This window comes from Pseudomonas sp., assembly GCF_037994325.1.
Lineage (GTDB): Bacteria > Pseudomonadota > Gammaproteobacteria > Pseudomonadales > Pseudomonadaceae > Aquipseudomonas.
Window position 1 is genome coordinate 1 of sequence record NZ_JBBNAH010000361.1, and the last position, 17,641, is coordinate 17,641.

General features: G+C 59.5%; 12 protein-coding genes. 8 read left to right on the forward strand and 4 right to left on the reverse strand.

Annotated elements, in window-relative coordinates:
- The first annotated feature begins 150 nt into the window (after window positions 1–150).
- From hisG to hisC, 3 genes are all read left to right on the forward strand, one after another.
- Entirely contained in the window at window positions 151–786 is a 636-nt protein-coding gene (gene hisG / locus AAAB16_RS12300) for an ATP phosphoribosyltransferase (RefSeq protein ID WP_110616706.1), read from the forward strand.
- 166 nt (window positions 787–952) lie between these two features.
- Window positions 953–2,263 (forward strand): histidinol dehydrogenase, encoded by a 1,311-nt coding sequence (gene hisD / locus AAAB16_RS12305; protein WP_340663574.1) that lies wholly within the window; start codon window positions 953–955, stop codon window positions 2,261–2,263.
- 55 nt (window positions 2,264–2,318) lie between these two features.
- A complete protein-coding gene (gene hisC / locus AAAB16_RS12310) occupies window positions 2,319–3,371 on the forward strand; it encodes a histidinol-phosphate transaminase (RefSeq protein WP_340663575.1) in 1,053 nt (350 codons plus the stop codon).
- Window positions 3,372–3,590: 219 nt separating this feature from the next.
- Here the strand turns inward: hisC and AAAB16_RS12315 are convergent, their stop codons facing one another.
- From AAAB16_RS12315 to AAAB16_RS12325, 3 genes are all read right to left on the reverse strand, one after another.
- Window positions 3,591–4,307: a DUF4198 domain-containing protein gene (locus AAAB16_RS12315; protein ID WP_340663576.1), complete on the reverse strand. Its 717-nt coding sequence runs from the start codon at window positions 4,305–4,307 to the stop codon at window positions 3,591–3,593.
- A 24-nt stretch (window positions 4,308–4,331) separates the two neighbouring features.
- On the reverse strand, window positions 4,332–6,425 hold the full coding sequence (locus AAAB16_RS12320; protein WP_340663577.1) for a TonB-dependent siderophore receptor: 2,094 nt from the start codon (window positions 6,423–6,425) through the stop codon (window positions 4,332–4,334).
- A 200-nt stretch (window positions 6,426–6,625) separates the two neighbouring features.
- On the reverse strand, window positions 6,626–7,612 hold the full coding sequence (locus AAAB16_RS12325; protein ID WP_340663578.1) for an NAD(P)/FAD-dependent oxidoreductase: 987 nt from the start codon (window positions 7,610–7,612) through the stop codon (window positions 6,626–6,628).
- A gap of 355 nt (window positions 7,613–7,967) precedes the next feature.
- Between AAAB16_RS12325 and hemH the strand changes: the two genes are divergently transcribed.
- The 3 genes from hemH to AAAB16_RS12340 all read left to right on the forward strand — a co-directional run bounded on the left by hemH (window position 7,968) and on the right by AAAB16_RS12340 (window position 12,626).
- Window positions 7,968–9,008 carry a ferrochelatase gene (gene hemH / locus AAAB16_RS12330; RefSeq protein ID WP_340663579.1) on the forward strand — a complete coding sequence of 347 codons (1,041 nt, stop codon included), beginning with the start codon at window positions 7,968–7,970 and terminating at the stop codon, window positions 9,006–9,008.
- Window positions 9,009–9,393: 385 nt separating this feature from the next.
- A complete protein-coding gene (locus AAAB16_RS12335) occupies window positions 9,394–11,220 on the forward strand; it encodes a DUF1302 domain-containing protein (protein ID WP_340663580.1) in 1,827 nt (608 codons plus the stop codon).
- Window positions 11,221–11,258: 38 nt separating this feature from the next.
- A complete protein-coding gene (locus tag AAAB16_RS12340) occupies window positions 11,259–12,626 on the forward strand; it encodes a DUF1329 domain-containing protein (RefSeq protein WP_340663581.1) in 1,368 nt (455 codons plus the stop codon).
- On the opposite strand, the gene AAAB16_RS12345 is transcribed toward AAAB16_RS12340, so the two are convergent.
- Window positions 12,623–12,790, reverse strand: coding sequence for a hypothetical protein (locus tag AAAB16_RS12345; RefSeq protein WP_340663582.1), 168 nt, complete (start codon window positions 12,788–12,790; stop codon window positions 12,623–12,625). The two genes, AAAB16_RS12340 and AAAB16_RS12345, sit on opposite strands and share 4 nt — an antisense overlap.
- Here AAAB16_RS12345 and AAAB16_RS12350 point away from each other — a divergent pair.
- On the forward strand, window positions 12,789–15,392 hold the full coding sequence (locus tag AAAB16_RS12350) for a LuxR C-terminal-related transcriptional regulator (RefSeq protein ID WP_340663583.1): 2,604 nt from the start codon (window positions 12,789–12,791) through the stop codon (window positions 15,390–15,392). The two genes, AAAB16_RS12345 and AAAB16_RS12350, sit on opposite strands and share 2 nt — an antisense overlap.
- Window positions 15,393–15,957: 565 nt before the next feature.
- Window positions 15,958–17,641, forward strand: a 1,684-nt coding sequence (gene cptA / locus AAAB16_RS12355; protein WP_340663584.1) for a phosphoethanolamine transferase CptA, incomplete at its 3' end; no start/stop codon positions are given.

Below are 17,641 nucleotides of genomic sequence, written 5' to 3' on the forward strand. Positions count from 1 at the left end.
GGTTACGAGTGCATCGAAGAAAAACTGCAGTTGCTGGGCGCGAAAATTCGCCGCGTACCGGGCTAGTAAGGCCGCGCCCTGATTGCCGCGCTGCGGTAGTCAGGGCCTTGCGCCACCGCTGGAAACCAGGTTTTAAGGACATATCGCGCCATGCTGACCATCGCCTTATCCAAAGGCCGCATTCTTGACGACACCCTGCCATTGTTGGCCAAGGCGGGGATCGTGCCGACCGAAAACCCGGACAAAAGCCGCAAGCTGATTATCCCCACCACCCAGGACGACGTGCGTTTGTTGATCGTGCGGGCCACCGACGTGCCGACTTATGTCGAGCATGGCGCGGCTGACCTCGGTGTTGCCGGTAAAGACGTATTGCTGGAATACGGCGGCCAGGGCTTGTACGAGCCGCTGGACCTGCAAATTGCCAAGTGCAAGCTGATGACCGCTGGCGCTGTGGGTGTGCCGGAGCCTAAAGGGCGTCTGCGCGTGGCCACCAAGTTCGTCAACGTCGCCAAACGCTACTACGCCGAGCAAGGTCGTCAGGTAGAAGTGATCAAGCTCTACGGCTCCATGGAACTGGCGCCGCTGGTTGGCCTGGCCGACAAGATCATCGACGTGGTCGACACCGGCAATACCCTGCGTGCCAACGGTCTGGAAGCCCAGGAACTGATCGCCCATATCAGCTCGCGCCTGATCGTTAACAAAGCCTCGATGAAGATGCAGCACAAGCGCATCCAGGCCTTGATCGATACCCTGCGTGACGCGGTGGAAGCCAACCACCGAGGCTAACTACCTCTTCGGCGTGACCATCGGTCACGCCTGCCTATCCTGTTCATAGCCATCTTTCTCGGGCGTCCACAGGATTGGCTTGGTAGCCTAGCGACGCTCGAGAACCGGTTGAACCCGCACCTGCGCTCAACCGCTCTTAACGTCCATGACTATCACGAGGCCCGTTATGACTGCTCCTATCGCCATCCGCCGACTCAATGCCGCTGACCAGGACTTTGCCAAGCATCTGGATCATCTGCTGAGCTGGGAAAGCGTGTCGGACGACGGCGTTAACGAGCGCGTGCTGGAAATCATCAAAGCCGTGCGCGAGCGCGGTGATGCCGCCCTAGTCGAATACACCCAGCGCTTTGATGGCCTGAGCGTAAACAGCATGGCCGACCTGATCCTGCCGCGTGAGCGCCTGGAACTGGCCCTGACCCGCATCACCGCCGAGCAGCGCCAAGCATTGGAAGTGGCTGCCGAGCGGGTGCGCAGCTACCACGAAAAACAGAAGCAAGACTCCTGGACCTACACCGAAGCCGACGGCACCGTGCTTGGCCAAAAGGTCACGCCGTTGGACCGCGCTGGTTTGTATGTGCCGGGCGGCAAAGCGTCGTACCCGTCTTCAGTATTGATGAACGCCATTCCCGCCAAGGTCGCCGGCGTGCCGGAAGTGGTGATGGTGGTGCCAACCCCGCGCGGCGAAATTAACGAAATCGTGCTGGCCGCTGCTTGCATCGCCGGGGTTGACCGCGTGTTCACCATCGGTGGCGCCCAGGCTGTAGCGGCCCTGGCCTATGGCACCGAAAGCGTGCCGCCGGTGGATAAAATTGTCGGCCCGGGCAATATCTATGTCGCCACTGCCAAGCGCCACGTATTTGGCAAAGTCGGCATCGACATGATCGCCGGCCCTTCGGAAATTCTCGTGGTCTGCGACGGCCAGACTGATCCGGACTGGATCGCCATGGACCTGTTCTCCCAGGCCGAGCACGACGAAGACGCGCAATCCATTCTGCTTAGCCCCGATGCCGAGTTCCTCGACAAGGTGGCGGCGAGCATTGCCAAGCTGCTGCCGACCATGGAGCGCGAAGCCATTATTCGTACCTCCATTGAAACCCGCGGCGCGCTGATTCAAGTGAAAGATATGCAGCAGGCCATTGATGTGGCCAACCGTATTGCTCCGGAACACTTGGAGCTGTCGGTGGCAGACCCAGACGCCTGGTTGCCGCAGATTCGCCACGCCGGTGCAATCTTTATGGGCCGCTACACTGCCGAAGCCTTGGGCGATTACTGCGCAGGCCCTAACCACGTGCTGCCGACTTCCGGCACCGCGCGGTTCTCCTCGCCGCTGGGCGTGTACGACTTCCAGAAGCGCTCGTCGATCATTCATTGCTCGGCTGAGGGTGCATCGGAGTTGGGCAAAAGCGCCTCGGTGCTGGCCCGTGGCGAGTCGCTGACCGCCCACGCCCGCAGCGCCGAATACCGCATCAAGAACTAATGGGGCGGGCGCGTGACGCCCGCTGATAGCCGCTGAATTCGAGGAGAGAAGGGCAATGAGCAAATTCTGGAGCCCCTTCGTTAAAGACCTGGTGCCCTATGTGCCGGGCGAGCAGCCCAAGCTAACGAACCTGGTCAAGCTCAACACCAACGAAAACCCCTATGGCCCGTCGCCGAAAGCGATTGCCGCCATGCAGGCCGAGCTGAACGACAACCTGCGCCTGTACCCAGACCCCAACGGCGAGCGCTTGAAGCAGGCGGTGGCCGATTACTACGGCGTGCAGCAGGCGCAAGTATTTGTCGGCAACGGCTCGGATGAAGTACTGGCCCACGCCTTCCACGGCCTGTTCCAACACGGCAACCCGCTGCTGTTTCCGGATATCAGCTACAGCTTTTACCCGGTGTACTGTGGCCTGTACGGCATTCCGTTTGATGCGGTACCGCTGGATGAGCAGTTCCAGATTCGCCCCGAGGATTACGCCAAGCCTAACGGCGGGATTATTTTCCCCAACCCCAATGCACCGACTGGCTGCGTGCTGGCGCTGGATGCCATTGAGCAGATCTTGCAAAGCAACCCGGACTCGGTGGTGCTGGTAGACGAAGCCTATATCGACTTTGGCGGGCAGACGGCGATCAGCCTGGTGAACCATTACCCGAACCTGCTGGTGGCGCAAACCCTGTCCAAATCCCGCTCGCTGGCGGGGCTGCGGGTTGGTTTTGCCGTTGGCCACCCAGACCTGATCGAGGCGCTGGAGCGGATCAAAAACAGCTTTAACTCCTACCCGCTAGACCGCGCAGCGATTGCCGGAGCGGCGGCAGCGTTTGAAGACAAAGCCTACTTCGAGCAAACCTGCCAAGCCGTGATCGACAGCCGCGAGAAGCTGGTGGCCGAGATGACCGGGCTGGGATTTGACGTGCTGCCCTCAGGCGCCAACTTTATCTTCGCCCGTCACCCGCACAAGGATGCTGCCGCCCTGGCGGCAGGCCTGCGCGAACAAAGCGTGATCGTGCGTCACTTCAATAAGCCACGTATCGATCAGTTCCTGCGGATCACCATTGGTAATCCGCAGCAGAATCAGGCGTTGGTGGAAGCGTTGAAGCAGCTGTAATTGCCCACCGGCAAAAAAAGCCCGGCCAAGTGCCGGGCTTTTTTGTTTCTGGCTTGTCGGTACTGCGTTGCTAGCCCCCGGATTGCCAGACCAGTGGATTCCCGCCTTCGCGGGGATGACGGTGATTTTGATCCAGCCCTCCGTTATCCCCGCGAAGGCGGGGATCCAGAATCCGGCGGCGGACGATGGCCGAGGGCATAGCGGTATTTCACCGACGGATCATTCGTGGTGATGAGTACCGAGAAAGCTCAGCGAGGTAAACAACCCGCGCTCGTCGATATCCGCATCGCCACTCACCGGCACGCTGGTTTCGGCGGCGATGATGTTCAGGCCTTCGTTGCGCACGATCACCTCGGCCTGGCCATTGCTATCGGTGGTCGCACTGACGATTGAGGGCTGGCTGCGGTAGTCGCCAATCAAGTTGATGCCGGACACCGGCTTGCCATCCAGTAGCACCTGCACCTTTAACGGTTTGCCAGGGCCAACTTTCAGCGGGTCTTGCAGCGGTTTGATCAGCAGCTTCAAGGCGCTGAGGTCGGGCAGTTTGGCGTCTTCCCCGTAGATGGCCAGACTGTATTTCCAGGTGTGCAGGGCGTGCACGGCGGTGGGCACTTTTGAGCGGCCTTGGTTGATCCATTTGTTGTCCGGGGTTTGCGACCAGGCGCCATTGTCCAGGGCTACTGCTAGGCTCGCGGGCGAAGAGGCGGGTTGCAGGCGGGCGTGGTCATCAAGGCGGCTGATCTTCACTTCGATGGCCTTGCCTTGCGCATCAAAGGCCCAGGCGCCGCTGACTTTGTCCGCTTTAAAGGCATCGTCTTCGGCGCCATGGCCGTAGACCACTTCGATATTGCCGCGACGCTGTTCGGTCCACAGACCGTGCGCCTGCACTTCCATAGTGAATAGGGCAGCGATAAGCAGCAGGTGAAATTTAGGCATGGTGTGTCCTTATTTTTAGTCGGCTTAAAGGGAAAGGGTCAGGCTGACGCTGAAATTGCGCGGGTCGCCGGGCAGCACCCAGGTGCTGTTGTAGGAGCGCTCGTAGTAGTTGCGGTCGAACAGGTTGTTCAGGTTGAAGCCGACGCTGACGTTCTCGCTGGCCTTGTAATGGGCCAACAGGTCGACGGTGCTATAGGCCGCTAGCTCGAACGGCGTGCCGGTTTGCCCGGAGCGCTCGCCCACGTAGTTGCCGGCGATGCCGACGTCCGAGCCACGCAGCTCGCCATCCTGAAACTCATAAACCGCCATCAGGCTGGCGCTGTTGCGGGCGATGCCGAGCAGGTCGCTGCCTTCTTTGATGACGTTATCTTTGGTCACCTCGGCATCGATATAGGCATAGGCGCCGATCACCCGCACGGCGTCGCTCAACTGACCACTGAACTGCAGGTCCAGGCCCTGACTGCGGGCCTTGCCGGCGGCAATGCTGTCGCCATTGGCGTCGGTGGTCAGCACGTTTTCCTTGTCGATATGGAACAGCGCCACGGTGCCGCCGAGGCGGCCGTCGAACAGGTCGAGCTTTAAGCCGGTCTCGTAGCCGATGCCCTTTTCCGGTTTAAACACCTGGCCCTGGGTGCCCATGCTATTGGGCTTGAACGAGGTTGAGGCATTGGCAAACACGCCGACCTGCGGGGTGAGTTGGTAGAGCAGGCCCAGGCGCGGCGTGGCGACGTCTTTTTCCTGGGTGTTATCCACGCGGGTGCTGCGGTTGAGCGCGTGTTGCTCGATACGTTCCAGGCGCACGCCGAGCAAACCACGCCATTTTTCCGAAAAGACGATCTGGTCTTGCAGGTTTAACGCGAGGCTTTCGGTGTGTTCGAAGAAGTCGTTTTTGTTGGTGATCGTCGGTTTCGGCTGGCCGTAAACCGGGTTGAATACGTCCAAGCCATAGCCCAGCGAGGTGGCGCTTTGCGGGTACTTCTGACTGTTACGGTAGTTCTCGTACTCCAGGCCCGTGAGGGTTTGATGCTCCCAGCCGCCCAGCGCAAACGTACCGTGCAGCTCGGCTTGGGTGATGCTGTCGTTCCATTCGAAATTGCGCTGACGATAAAAGCGCGACACCTGCTGGCCAACCAAACGCTGGGGTTCTGAGCTGTCGCCATTGAGCTTGCCTTGGCTGTAGTGGGTGGCTAAACGGGTTTTCCAGTTGTCGTTCAGATAGTGCTCAAGGCTGATTTGCAGCATCTGGTTGTTATTGCGGATTTCGCCGTCATTCGGCTCACCGAGGAAGGTGGTGCGCGACACCGCGCCCATTTCGTTATTGACCGCAGGAATGCCACGGTCGAATACCGACTCGGTACGGCTGAATTCGCTTTCGATCAGCAAGAAGGTGTCGGGGCTCAGTTGCCAAGACAGGCTTGGGCTCACCAACTTGCGCTGACTGGTGACGTGGTCGCGGAAGCTGTGGTTGTCTTCCTCCGCCATATTTACCCGCGAGAGCAGCGTGCCTTCCTCATTGAGCGGAGTGTTTACATCCAATGCGCTGCGGTAGCGGTCCCAACTGCCGGCGCTCAGTTGCAGGGTGTTAAAGGCGTCGGCCTGGGGTTTTTTCGTGACGATATTCACCAGCCCGCCGGGATCGCCACGGCCATACAAACTGGCCGCCGGGCCCTTAAGCACTTCAATGCGCTCGATGTTGGCGGCGTCCGGTGCGCTGTTGCTGCCACGGTTATAGGCAAAACCATTGCGGTACAGCTCGCCGGTGGTAAAGCCGCGCACGCTGTAGTTGAGGAAGGTCAGGCCGCCGAAATTGTTTTGCCGCGAGACACCGCCGGCGAAATCCAGCGCACGGTCGAGGCGCGTGCTGTTGAGATCACTGAGCACTTGGGCGGGCACGACGTTGATGCTTTGTGGGGTGTCGCGAATATCAGTGTCAGTGCGTGTTGCTGTGGCCGAACGGGTTGCGCGATAGCCACGTACTGGGCCGTCGGCACGTTCATCGACGTGGTCGGCGGAAATGCTGGTTTCTTCCAATTCCAGCGGCTGATCACCGGCGCTGACCGGGGCTGCAAATAGGCTAAACGAGAGTGCGACAAGCGAGGCGAGGGCAGGTGACTTCATGTCCGGGTTCCGTGAAAAACATGTAATAACATAACATTTTAATCACGGAAAAACGCAGCCGTCATCTGTTGGTGTTTGTTTCGATGGGGAAGGGCTGAGGGGCTTGAGCGCGTTTCTAACGCTGTGTCGCGGTTGTGTTCCCCTCTCTCGCTTGCGGGAGAGGGGTTAGGGGCGAGGGCTGGCGGCAACGCTAATCTTTGTTAAAGCAGGTGATCCAACAACCGTTTAGCCGCATGCTGCCCGCTCAACCACGCGCCTTCCACACGCCCGGACAAGCACCAATCGCCGCAGGCATACAGCCCCAGGTCGGCATCCAGCAGCGAGCCCCATTCATGGCTGCTGGCTGGCCGTGCATAGAGCCAGCGGTGCGCCAGGCTGAACAGCGGCGCCGGCAGCGCGCAGCCGATCAGCTCGGCGAAGGCGCCATGTAGCTGCTCGATCACATCTTCTTTGCTCAGGTCCAAGTGTCGCCGGCTCCACGTACTGCTGGCGTGCAGAACCCAGGTATCCATGGCGTTGTCACGCCCGGGCTTGCTGCGGTTGCGCGCCAGCCAGTCGAGTGCACCTTCACGCACAAAGCAGCCTTCCACTGGGGTATTCAGCGGTTCGGCAAACGCCAGCGCCACGGCCCAGGTCGGGTCCATGGCCACGCTCGCTGCTGCGCCAGCCAGTTTCGGTGCGGCGGCCAGCAAGCCACTGGCTTGAGCGGCGGGAGTGGCGATGATCACTTGGCTAAACGGGCCATGGGTCTGGCCGTCGGCGTCTTGCAGGGTCCAATGCTGTGGGCCGCGAAACACTTCAGTAATGCGGCAGGAAAATTTAACCGGCAGCGCCCCCAGCATGGCGCGGGTGATGGCGCTCATACGCGGTGTGCCAACCCAACGCACCTGCTCATCCGGCGATGCGCCGAGTACGCCGTTGTTAAAGGTGTACAGGCTGGGTGTCCACTCGGCGACCCAACCGCGAGCCTGCCATTGGTGCACGGTTTCGACAAAACGCCGGTCGCGGGCGGTGAAGTATTGTGCGCCGAGGTCCAGCGCGCCGGCATCGCTACGCTTGCTGGCCATGCGCCCGCCACTACCGCGGCTTTTATCGAACAGTTGTACGGCTAAACCTGCATCGTGCAGGGTTTGTGCAGCAGAAAGACCGGCAATGCCGGTGCCAATAATGGCGACGGGGAAACTCATGTCTGACCTCTAATTTCGTAAGCGGGGCGGACGATCTCCTGAAGCTGGCCATGGACGTTGGAAGCAGCTAAACGGTGGCCGGGCGCCATGCAGCGCAGCGGCAACCGTGTGTGCTTGCGAGGACGCTTCCCTCGCTCTGATTCGCGGATTGGCCACAGGTTCGACGGCCTGTGTGCTGTAGTTAGGTATAGAACGCTTCGCCGCGTGATGCCTGCTTTGTTCGACCAACTGATCAGGCGCTGTATCTGTTCTTATAATGCCCGTGATAGGGGGATTTGGTTTTGCAATTCGCCGGCTTTGCGCGATGCTGTGCGACCTTTTCCATCCCTCTATTTCACCTCGCTAAGGAATGTGCATGAGCGATCACGCTTTGCTTCTGGTCAACCTTGGCTCGCCAGCCTCGCCACAGGTGGCTGATGTGCGCAGCTACCTCAATCAATTTCTGATGGACCCCTACGTGATTGACCTGCCGTGGCCAATCCGCCGTTTGCTGGTATCGCTGATTCTGATCAAGCGCCCGGAAGCCTCGGCCGAGGCCTACGGTTCCATCTGGTGGAAAGACGGCTCGCCGTTGATAGTTCTGAGCAAGCGCCTGCAAGCGGCAATGGCCCAGACCTGGAAACACGGCCCGGTGGAATTGGCCATGCGCTATGGCGAGCCCTCACTGCAAACCGTGCTCACTCGCCTGGCCAAACAAGGCATTAAGAAAATCACCTTGGCGCCGCTGTATCCACAGTTCGCCGACAGCACTATTACCACGGTGATTGAAGAGGCTAAACGTGTGGTGCAGGAGCAGCAATTGAGCTTCGAGTTCGCCACCTTGCGCCCGTTCTACGCTGAACCTGCCTACCTCGACGCCTTGGTCGCCAGCGCCAAGCCGTATTTGGAACAGGGCTACGACCACCTGCTGTTTAGCTTTCATGGCCTGCCGGAAAGCCATATCCGCAAGCTGGTGCGCGACCCTAAGCACGACTTGCGCGCGCCCAACAGCAAAGGCGTCAGCGACGAGATCATGGCCTTCTGTTACCGCAGCCAATGCCAGCGCAGCGCCGAAGCGTTTGCCGAGCGTATGGGGCTTAAGCCGGATCAGTGGTCGGTGTCGTTCCAGTCTCGGCTGGGCAAAAACAAATGGATCGAACCCTACACCGAAGCGCGCCTGGATGAGCTGGGCAAAAAGGGCGTGAAAAAACTGCTGGTGATGTGCCCGGCGTTTGTTGCCGACTGCATCGAAACCTTGGAAGAAATCGGTATTCGCGGCCAGGAGCAATTCGAGGAAGCCGGCGGCGAAGAGCTGGTGCTGGTGCCCTGCGTAAATGACCACCCGCAGTGGGTTAAAGCCTTGACCGCACTCTGTGAGCAGGCGCCGGCTGGCTTGGGCAATCCATTGAAATCGTAACGACGCTTTACCGCTGCCTATCAGCCCCGCATGTGCGGGGCTTTTTTTTCGCCCTACGGCGGCCCCCTCTGCTTTGTTGGGGGCCGTGCCGTACGCAAAAAAATCCTGTGTTACCAACTCCTACTCACACCCTGCGTGCACCGCCACACCCTGCGCTGATCGGTACTACAGGCGTACAAGCTAATTCCTCAATTGCTGCCAGAAAGCAAAAGTTCCCAGGCTTTTGAATGGTGCTCCATTCATTGCAGTGTTGGTGCCCTGCAATCGCCATGGGAGGCGGGCATTCATCCTTTTGGGCGACACACAGAATCAATCCTTCGTGCGCTTATCCGTCTGTCATCCGCTGAGTACGGTGCACTCCAGTTCCACCCACTAGGAGAGCCGCATGACAACAACAAAAAGGCCCGGACTGTTCCAGCCAAAGACTCTGGCAATCGCGATCGCACTGGGCGCCTCCGCTCAGGCACAGGCGGTAAATTTCAACATCGGCGAGATCGAAGGCCAATTCGATTCCTCGCTTTCAATCGGTGCTAGCTGGTCCACTGCCAAGCGCGACCAGACTTACATCGGTTCCGCCAACGGCGGTACGGCCTTTACTCAGACCAACGATGATGGTCGGCTGAATTTCCAGCGCGATAAAACCTTCTCGAAAATCTTCAAAGGCATCCACGACCTGGAACTGAAGTACGGCGACACCGGCGTCTTCCTGCGCGGTAAATACTGGTACGACTTCGAACTCAAGGATGAGAGCCGCGAGCTCGCTGATATCGACGATAGCGACGCCAAAATGGGCGCCAAGTCCTCGGGTTACCAACTGCTCGACGCCTTCGTTTATCACAACTACGCCATTGCCGAGCAGCCGGGCAGCGTGCGCTTGGGTAAGCAGGTGGTGAGCTGGGGTGAAAGTACCTTTATCCAGAACGGTATCAACTCGATCAACCCGGTCGACGTTTCCGCCTTCCGCCGTCCAGGCGCAGAGGTCAAGGAAGGTCTGATTCCGGTCAATATGTTCTATGTGTCGCAAACCCTCACCGAAAACCTGTCTGCTGAAGCGTTCTATCAGTTGGAGTGGGACCAAACCGTTGTGGATAACTGCGGCACCTTCTTCTCCAGTACTGACGTGCTGCAGGAAGGCTGCAACAACAACTATCGGATTCTTGATGGCGCTACGGTGAACGCACTGCGCTCCAGCCCTGCGGCGTTGGGCGTCCTTGCTGGCGCTGGGGTGGACATCAACTCTCAAGGTGTTGCCGTGCCTCGCCTGGGCGACCGTGACCCAAGCGACTCCGGCCAATGGGGCGCGGCATTGCGCTGGCAGGGTGATGACACCGAGTACGGTGCGTACTTTATGAACTACCACGCACGTACGCCGTTCTTGGGTGTGCAGAACCCGGATGCGGCCGCCATCGGCACTGCGCTTACTCTTAGCTCTAGCCCATCGGCGCTGGTCAGGTCGTTGGCTCAGCCGGTGTTGCTGGGTCGCGGTCACTACTACTTCGAATACCCTGAAGACATTCAGCTCTACGGCTTGAGCTTCTCCACCACGCTGCCTACGGGTACCGCGTGGTCCGGCGAAATCAGCTACCGGCCGAACATGCCGCTGCAGATCAACACCAACGATATGACGCCGTTGATTGCGACCAGCGTGGTTGATGCGGCCAACGCTGGCGCCGCTACGGGTGGCGCGGCGGGTGCAGTAGCCGCAGCGTTGGCTACCGCAGAACAAGACCACCGCGGTTACAACCGCAAAGAAGTTACGCAAATCCAAACCACCTTTACCCACTTTTTCGACCAGATCATGGGCGCTGATCGCCTGACGGTCGTGGGTGAGATCGGTGCCAACTCCATTGGTGGTCTCGAAAGTATCAACGACGTTCGTTACGGTCGCGACTCTACCTTCGGTAACAGAACTCAGGGCGGCCGTCACGGTTACTACACCAACACCTCCTGGGGCTACCGCGCTCGCGCTATCTGGGATTACAGCGATGCCTTCGCTGGCGTCAACCTCAAACCGAACGTGTCCTGGTCCCATGACGTTGATGGTTATGGCCCCAACTTCAACGAAGGCGCCAAAGCCGCGAGCATTGGTCTGGATGCCGAGTACCGCAACACCTACACCGCGGGTATTTCTTACACCAACTTCTTTGGTGGCGATTACAACGTACTCACCGACCGTGACTTCCTCGCCCTCAGCGTTGGCGTGAACTTCTAAGCATTGCTTTGCGGAAATAACAGAGGACTACAAGAACAATGAAAACAACGAAAAATCTGTTGGGTGCCCTGGCCCTCTCGCTGCTCGCTAGCAGTGTGCTGGCTGCCGTACCGGCCGCCGAAGTGGCCAAGCTGGGTTCTACCCTTACGCCGCTGGGCGGTGAAAAAGCCGGTAACGCCGACGGCAGCATTCCGGAGTGGACCGGTGGCCTGGCTAAGAACGCTGCGTCGGTAAACTCCGGCGGCTTTCTCGCTGATCCATTCGCCAGCGAAAAGCCGCTGTTTGTGATTACTGCTGCCAACGTTGACCAGTACAAAGCCAAGCTCTCCGCTGGCCAGCTGGCGATGTTCAAGCGCTACCCCGACACCTACAAAATGCCGGTGTACACCACGCATCGCACCACCAATGTGCCGGATGACATCAACAAAGCGGCGAAAGTCAGCGCGGAAAAAACCGTGTTGATGGAAGGCGGCAACGGCCTGAAAAATTTCACCGACAGCCGCTACTACGCTTTCCCGATTCCACAGAACGGCCTGGAAGTGGTGTGGAACCACATCACCCGTTATCGCGGTGGCAACCTGCGCCGCAACATCGTGCAGGCCACACCACAAACCAATGGCAGCTACACCCTTGTGCACTTCACCGATGAAGTGTCGTTCCCTGCCGGTATGCCTGGTCTGGACCCGGCCAAGGCTGCCAACGCACTGTTGTTCTTTAAGCAGCAAGTGACCGAGCCTGCTCGTTTGGCCGGCAACGTGTTGCTGGTGCACGACTCGCTCGACCAAGTGGCCGAGCCGCGCATGGCGTGGATTTATAACGCCGGCCAGCGTCGCGTGCGCCGTGCCCCGCAGGTGTCGTATGACGGCCCAGGTACCGCCTCGGACGGTCTGCGTACTTCCGACAACTTCGATATGTTCAACGGCGCGCCTGACCGTTACGACTGGAAGCTGATCGGCAAAAAAGAAATGTACATCCCGTACAACAACTACAAGCTGCAATCCCCGGACGTTAAGTACGCCGACATTCTTAAAGCCGGCCACACCAACTCCGACCTGGCACGCTATGAGCTGCACCGCGTGTGGGAAGTGGAAGCCACGCTGAAAAGCGGCGAGCGCAACATCTACGGCAAACGTAAGTTCTACGTCGACGAAGACTCCTGGCAGATCGCCGCTTCCGAGCTGTACGACGGCCGTGGCCAACTGTGGCGCGTGGGTGAAGCCTTCCTGTACCAACAGTTTGTTGCTCAGGCTCCTGGCTACGCGTACGAAGCCCTCTACGACATTATTGCGGGCCGCTACTTGGCCATCGGCATGATGAACGAAGAGAAACACTCGGTTGAGTTCGGCATCAAAACCTCCGCCACCGATTACACCCCGGCGGCGTTGCGTAACGCAGGCGTTCGTTAAACGTTGTTGCGGTGATCGAGCAGCGTGATGATCGCCGCTAAGCAAAAGACATAAGGCGGCCCACGGGTCGCCTTTTTTGTCTGCGCCGCGTTATTGAGAGCTGATCTTGGATAAGATCCATCGCAGCTCCATTTAATAAAAACAAAAGCAGAGGCATCGACCATGCTTAATGTCCACCCGATTGGACCGCGCGCCCTGCGTTTACCCGACAGCCCGCTGCCGCGTTTGCCGGCCGCGCACCTTCCCCGTCCACGCCTGGTTCAGGCGCTGCTCGCTGGCGACAGTCGCCTGGCGTTGATCTGCGCGCCAGCCGGTTTTGGCAAAAGCGTTTTGCTCAATGAATGCGTCCGTCACGCGCCACTTGGCACCCACGTGGTGTGGCTCGACTTGCTTGGCCGCGCGCTCACCCCGCAAGAGTTGCTCAAGCGCCTGGCCAAGGCCCTCGGCAGCCCGGTGGAAGAGGGCGATACCTACGATGAGCTATGCAGCTTGCTTAGCCGCGTTGAGCAGCCGCTGTGGATTGTGCTCGACGACTACCCGCGCGAAGCCTGCGCCGAATTGGATGATTGCCTCGACCGCCTGCTGGAGCAGGCCCCGCATACCTTGCGCTGGTGGATCGGTGGCCGCCGTCGGCCAGCCTGGAACCTGCCACGGCTGATGCTGCAAGGCGATTTGCTGGAGCTTGATGCCCAGGCCTTGGCGCTGGAAGAGGCCGAGCTCGACGGCTTGCTGCAGCAGCATCACCTGGATTTACCCACTGAATTGCGCGCCCAGTTGCTGCACAACAGCGAAGGCTGGGTAGCTGGCGTGTGCCTGTTGTTGATCAAAGGCACGGTAGACAACCTGCCAGAGCGCCTGAGCGCCGGCACGCCATTGCTTAACGACTATATCGCCCGTGAAGTGCTCAACGGTTTGTCGCCAGACCTGCTGCGCGCCTTGTCTCTGCTCTCGCATATGCCACGTTTCTCTGCCGCCTTGTGCGAGCACATCGTGGACGAGGGCGGTGCGGCCTTGTTTGCAGAGCTGCATGCGCGGCAGATGTTTTTTCTCGGGCTGGACAGCTGCGGCGAATGGTTCCGTCTGTCCCGCCCGGTAGCCGCCGTGCTCAAGCGTCAATGCAGCGCGCCGGCACCCACCCAAGCCCATGTTCGCGCCTGCCAATGGTTTGCCAGCCATGGCGATGTGCGCGCCGCGGTGGAACATGCGCTGTTCGCCAACCAGCCCGATGTGGCCGCCAACTACCTGCAACGCTTTGGTCAGGAGCAGCTACTGGTCGGGCAGAGCGTTGCCCAGTTCCTGCAATGGCGTCATGAACTGCCGGCCAGCCTGTACTCCAGCACGCCACGGCTGATCACCTTGCAGGCGTGGGCGTTGTTGATCTGTGCACGCCTGGATGAAGTGGATGAATGCCTGGTCGACCTTGGCCGCTTCTTTCCTCAGCCCTCCCAGCGTCAACAGCAACAACTCTTGGCCCATTACCAAGCCATTCAAGGCGTGCTGCAACGCCAGCGTGGCCAGCGCGGTGCCCGTGAACAATCGCTGCAAGCCCTTGCTGTGCTGGCCGATGAAGCCTGGTCGCAGCGCGCCCTGTGCTACCAGGCCTTGGCCCAACAGGCGTTTTCAGAAAGTCTGGTGGACGATGCCCAGGACTATATTCAGGAAGGCCTGAAACTGGCGCGCCTTAACGGCAGCGTGTTGTTTGAAGCCTTGCTCAGCGTCGACCGCGTGCACCAACTGACCATCCTCGGCGAAACCCATGCTGCGATGGAGCTCTCCGAACTGTGCTTGCAACACCTGCAAGCAGCGGGGCGGCAGGGCCCGGTGCTCGGTCGCCTGTTGCTACTGCGTGGCAGCTTGTTGGCCAGCCAGGGGCAAACCGAGGCGGCGCATGCCTCCTACAGCGCTGGCCTACATGCAGCTGAAGCCTGCGAAGACGCCTACGTTATTTTTGGTTATCAGGGCTTGGCCGATCTGGCGGCGCAGGCTAGCGACTACACCTTGGCCTTCCAACTGCTACGCAAGGCCGAGCGTTTGATGCAATGGCAGCATGTGCCGGAAGTGCGCTATCGCGGTGTGCTGCAACTGGCCCATGGCGTGTTGTGGCTGCGTCAGGGCGAAACCCAGCGGGCGCGGGCCGTACTGCAAGCAACGTTGGACAGCTACCTGGAGCGCGACTTGCTGGCGCCGTCTGGTTTCTACGACTTGCTGCCGCGTTTGCGTTATCAACTGGCCTTGGCCGACCTGCAGGCCGGTGACGTGCCGCTGGCGCTGGAGGCCTTGCAAGGTTTGATCGCCGATTGTGAGCGTAACGGCTACTTCAGCTTGCTGAACCGCTGCCGTTTTAGCTTGGTTCAGGCCTTGCTCGGCGATGGCCAGGAAAGGGCGGCGGAGGCGATGCTGCGTTTGGCGCTGGAAACGGCACAGCAGCAAGGCGTCAGTCCGGATTTGCAAGGGCTACACGGGCAGTTTGGCCAGTGGCTGGAGCAGGTGTTACCGCAGTTGGCCGAGCCGTTGGAGTTGCGCGTGTTGCTGAACCAGGCCGGGGCGGGATGTCAGGGCAGCCCGGAGAGTTCGCCGTTGAGTGCGCGGGAGAAGATGGTGTTGGAGCAGATTGCCCAGGGTTATTCCAATTTGCAGATTGCTGATCGGTTGCATATTTCGTTGCATACGGTGAAGACCCATGCGCGGCGGATTAATGTGAAGCTTGGGGTGGAGCGGCGGACGCAGGCGGTGGCGCGGGCTAAGGCGTTGGGGTGGTTGATGTAGGGTGTGCTGCGCGCACCGGCTGTTTGTTTTTGTGGTGGTCTTTGTTACCGCGTGTGCTGAACGTTTTGTTTCGCGCCTTACGCGCGAGGCACTTTTGGCATTGCCCCAAAAGTACCCCAAAACGCTAGCCCCTACCTTGGCCCTCCGCTGCGCTGCGGGTTCCCTCTCTGCGTCGTTGCTTCAGGGGCACGGCACAACGGGCCTTCCATGGCCCGATGCGCCTCTCGCGGCGTCCCTGCCGCTCGACCCCTTGCACAACGACTCCGCTCGGCCTGCGATAAACGGGGCGGGCAGATCAAGATCCAGATCAAGAGCAGATCAAGAGCAGATCAAGAGCAGATCAAGAGCTTCTAGCGCTCTCTTGTGCGCGGGGGAGGGGCGGGGTGGGCTAGGTGCGACCTTTGATTGCTTGCGAACCCTGTAACCCCCGCGCCTGTTTGGTCTCTATCCGTGTCGACAAAATTTTCACACCGCTGCGTTTACGGTGCACGCCCTAACGATCTGGTGCGGTGTGTGTTGGTTTTTGCCCCGCCCAGGATTTGTGGTTATTGGTGGAGCAAGCGGTATGCAAGTACGAAGTGAGAAGCGCTGGGGCATCGACTGGGCTGGCATAGGCTGGCTATTCCTGTTTTTCTGGTATTTCTCCTGCGCTCCACAACTTCTTATTCAAATCACTGGCACCTCGGGTTTCACCGGCTTTCGCCAAGCGTTTCTGTTGAGTGCGCTGTGGCTGGTGCCGGTGCTGCTGTTTCCGGCGAAAACCCGCGCTATTGCCGGCGTTATCGGCGTGGTGTTGTGGCTCGGGTCGCTGGTCAGCCTTGGGTATTTCTTTATTTATGGCCAGGAGTTTTCCCAGAGCGTGATTTTCATCATGTTCGAGTCGAACATGGCGGAAAGCACTGAGTACCTGACCCAGTACTTTGCGTGGTGGATGATCGCCGGCTTCGCTTTGCACTCGGTGTTGGCCTACTTGCTCTGGCGCCGGGTGCGGCCTTTGCAGATGTCGGGTCGCCCGGCGTATGCGATGGCGGTGGTGATGTTGCTGTCGTCAGTGGGTTACCCGCTGATTAGCCAGACCCTGCAAGAAAAGACCTTCGCCGCCGCCATGCTCAAGGTTGAGGCGCGTATGGAACCGGCTGTGCCGTGGCAGTTGGTGTTGGGTTATCGCCAGTACCGCGAGCAGTTGAACAATATGCAGGGCATGCTCACTGACGCGGCCAAGGTGCCGCCGCTGAAGAATCTGAAAAGTAGCCTGGGCGAGCAACCGGCCACTTTGGTACTGGTGATCGGCGAGTCGACTAACCGCCAGCGGATGAGTCTGTATGGCTACCCGCGCAATACCACGCCAAATCTCGACAAGCTGCGCCAAGACCTGCTGGTGTTTGACGACGTGGTCACTCCGCGCCCGTACACCATCGAGGCGCTGCAACAGGTGCTGACCTTTGCCGATGAAGAGAACCCTGACCTGTATCTGAAAACCCCGTCGATCGTCAGCGTGATGAAACAGGCCGGGTTCAAGACCTACTGGATCACCAACCAGCAGACCATGACCAAGCGCAACACCATGCTCACCACGTTTTCCGAGCAGGCCGATGAGCAGGTGTACCTGAACAACAACCGCAACCAGAACGCCCGTCAGTACGACGGTGATGTATTGGCGCCGTTTGCCAAAGTGTTGCAGGAAGACGCGCCGAAGAAGTTTATTGTCGTGCACTTGCTGGGCACGCATATGAGCTACCAGTACCGCTATCCGCCAGAGTTCGAGAAGTTCACCGACCGTACGGGCGCGCCGGCGCGGCTGCGTGATGACCAGGTGGCCACCTACAACAGCTACGACAACGCTGTGCTGTACAACGACTTTGTGGTGTCCAGCCTGATTGGCGAATACGCCAAGAAAGACGACAACGGCTTTTTGCTCTACCTCTCCGACCACGGTGAAGATGTGTTCGACTCCGAGTCGGGCAATGTCTTGGGCCGCAACGAGGGCAAGCCAACGGCGCCGATGTACACCATTCCGTTTATGGTCTGGGCCTCGCCCAAGTGGCGTCAGGGGCATGAGTGGAACCTGACGGCGGATACCAATCGCCCCTACAGCAGCTCGCAGCTGATTCACACCTGGGCCGATCTGGCCGGGCTCAGCTTTGATGAGTACGACGCCAGTAAAAGCATTGTCAGCGCCAGCTTTAAAGAGCGTCCGCGCATGATCGGTGATCCCTATGCCGGTAAGAAGTCGCTGATCGACTTCAGCT